We start from the raw sequence: 2,651 nt of genomic DNA, 5'->3' as shown, positions 1-2,651 counted from the left end.
ATCGAGGTCCAGCGCATGCACGCTTTCAGGGGGCGAGGTGCGATGCATCCAGTCCAGGTGCTCCTGCAGCAGCGCAATGACGTCAGGATGGCGGAGGTCATCGAGGCGGATGTCCATGGGTGCGAACAGGTGGGGGGCGTTGTCCCACAGTGCCATGAGGATCGTCGGCGTGATACGGCCGGGCGCCGGATGCGTCGTACGTGGCGGCGCTTCGTGCGAGAATCGGCGCCGATGGCCCCGTAGCTCAGCTGGATAGAGCGGTCCCCTCCTAAGGGACAGGTCGTGCGTTCGAATCGCGCCGGGGTCACCATCTTTCCCATTGCCCGCGCCGCCTGCGCACCTCGGCGAATCGACGATCTATCCGTTCCCGCATCGGCAATCCGAATAAAGCCCGGCACCGAATCATCGGCGTTCCGCGCAATCATCGACGGGCCCGGAATCGCTGGAAAAACACAGACTTACGCAAGGTCCGGCGGGCCGTCTCTGGTAGAATCGCGCACCTCTTTCGATGCTTCGCCGTCCGGCGGCATCCCGTGCAACGACCCTGGAGCTTCCATGCCTGCTGACCTCCTCAAGGCCCTCGGCCTTACCACCACCAACTCCGGCACCTACCTCGGCAGTGGTGAGTGGTCCACGACCACCGACGCCGGCCTGCTGCAGTCGATCAACCCGACCACCGACGAGGTGATCGCCGAGGTCCATGCCAGCAGCCAGGCCGACTACGAGAAGATCGTCGCGCGCGCCCAGGCCGCCTTCAAGATCTGGCGCACCACGCCGGCGCCGCGCCGCGGCGAAGCGGTGCGCCTGTGCGGCGAAGCGCTGCGCAAGCACAAGGACGCGCTGGGCTCGCTGGTCGCGCTCGAAATGGGCAAGAGCAAGCCCGAAGGCGACGGCGAAGTGCAGGAGATGATCGACATCGCCGACTTCGCCGTGGGCCAGAGCCGCATGCTGTACGGCTACACCATGCACTCCGAGCGCCCCGGCCATCGCATGTACGAGCAGTACCAGCCGCTCGGCCTGGTCGGCATCATCAGCGCGTTCAACTTCCCGGTCGCGGTGTGGGCATGGAACGCGTTCCTGGCCGCGATCTGCGGCGACATCTGTATCTGGAAGCCGTCCAACAAGACGCCGCTGACCGCGATCGCCAGCATGAAGATCTGCAACGAGGCGCTGAAGGCCGGCGGGTTCCCGGACATCTTCTTCCTGATCAACGACGCCGGCGTGGAACTGGCGCAGCAGTTCGTCGACGACAAGCGCATCCCGCTGATCAGCTTCACCGGCTCCACCCAGGTCGGCCGTACCGTCGGCGAACGCGTCGCGCGCCGCATGGGCCGCAGCCTGCTGGAACTGGGCGGCAACAACGCGATCATCCTCGACGAAAGCGCCGACCTGAAGCTGGCGATCCCCGGCATCGTGTTCGGCGCCGTCGGCACCGCTGGCCAGCGCTGCACCACCACGCGCCGCCTGATCGTGCACGAATCCATCTACGACACCGTGCTGTCCACGCTGGTCAAGGCGTACAAGCAGGTGGAAGGAAAGATCGGCGATCCGCTGGATCCGGCCAACCTGATGGGCCCGCTCAACAGCCAGGGCGCCGTGCAGCAGTTCCTGGATTCCATCGCCAAGGCCAAGGCCAGCGGTGGCACCGTCGAGACCGGCGGCACCGCGATCGACCGCCCGGGCAACTTCGTCCTGCCGGCGATCGTCACCGGCCTGAAGAATTCCGATGAAGTCGTCCAGCACGAGACCTTCGCACCGATCCTGTACGTGATGAAGTTCAAGACCCTGGACGAAGCCATCGACATGCAGAACGCCGTGCCTCAGGGCCTGTCGTCGTCGATCTTCACCCAGAACCTCAAGGCGGCCGAGCAGTTCCTGTCGGCGGCCGGCAGCGACTGCGGCATCGCCAACGTCAACATCGGCACCAGCGGCGCCGAGATCGGTGGTGCATTCGGTGGCGAGAAGGAGACCGGTGGCGGCCGCGAGTCCGGCTCGGATGCATGGAAGGTCTACATGCGCCGCCAGACCAACACGATCAACTACTCCGACTCGCTACCGCTGGCACAGGGCATCAAGTTCGACCTCTGACCCGAGCGCGGCCGGCCGGCACGCGTGCCGGCTGCCCTGAATGGGCCGGCTTCTGGGATAATCGCGCCACCCCTTCCGGGTGGCGCTTTTTTTGTCCGCCCGGTCCAGCGCCGGCGCGCCTCCCTGACCCCTGCACGGAGCCCCTGATGAACCAAGCCCGCACCACCAGCAGCCTCGCCATCGCCAGCCTCGTGTCCGGCATCCTCGGCTGGACCCTGTTGCCCTTCATCGGCACCCTCGTGGCCATCATCACCGGCCACATGGCGCGCGCCGAGATCCGCCGCAGTGCGGGCACGCTGGACGGCGACGGCATGGCCATCGGCGGCTTGATACTGGGCTGGGTGTCGGCGCTGCTGTGGGTGATCGGCATCGCGGTGATCTTCCTGTTCCTGGGCGGCATGGCCTGGCTGGCGACGTTGAACTGACTCCGCGCGCGTCCATGTATTCGTTCGCCCGCCCCTTCCTGTTCGGCCTCGACGCCGAGACCGCCCATGGCATGGGCCTGAAGGCGCTCGACCTGGCCTACCGCACGGGCACCACCCCGCTGGTGGCGCGGCCGATCA

At 66.5% G+C, this 2,651-nt stretch carries 2 protein-coding genes, 1 tRNA gene and 1 pseudogene; all 4 read left to right on the top strand.

The window, feature by feature from the left end:
- Window positions 1-233 precede the first annotated feature (233 nt).
- Window positions 234-310: transfer RNA gene (locus AC04L7_RS16270), tRNA-Arg, on the top strand.
- Between the two features lie 245 nt (window positions 311-555).
- The gene (gene amaB, locus AC04L7_RS16265) at window positions 556-2,088 is read left to right on the top strand and encodes an L-piperidine-6-carboxylate dehydrogenase (RefSeq protein ID WP_435997921.1); all 1,533 of its coding nucleotides are present in this window, start codon (window positions 556-558) and stop codon (window positions 2,086-2,088) included.
- 146 nt (window positions 2,089-2,234) lie between these two features.
- Entirely contained in the window at window positions 2,235-2,513 is a 279-nt protein-coding gene (locus tag AC04L7_RS16260) for a DUF4190 domain-containing protein (RefSeq protein ID WP_296280191.1), read from the top strand.
- Window positions 2,514-2,527: 14 nt separating this feature from the next.
- Window positions 2,528-2,651, top strand: a pseudogene (locus AC04L7_RS16255) (quinone-dependent dihydroorotate dehydrogenase); the annotation flags it as partial.

It is taken from the genome of Pseudoxanthomonas sp. LjRoot204_2, assembly GCF_056175765.1.
The sequence above is the reverse complement of the archived record's forward strand: the minus strand, read 5'-3'. Positions and strand labels throughout refer to the sequence as shown.

Coding starts and splice junctions, on each gene's coding strand:
- amaB (WP_435997921.1), top strand. CDS start 556: ATGCCTGCTGACCTCCTCAAGGCCCTCGGCCTTACCACCACCAACTCC.
- AC04L7_RS16260 (WP_296280191.1), top strand. CDS start 2,235: ATGAACCAAGCCCGCACCACCAGCAGCCTCGCCATCGCCAGCCTCGTG.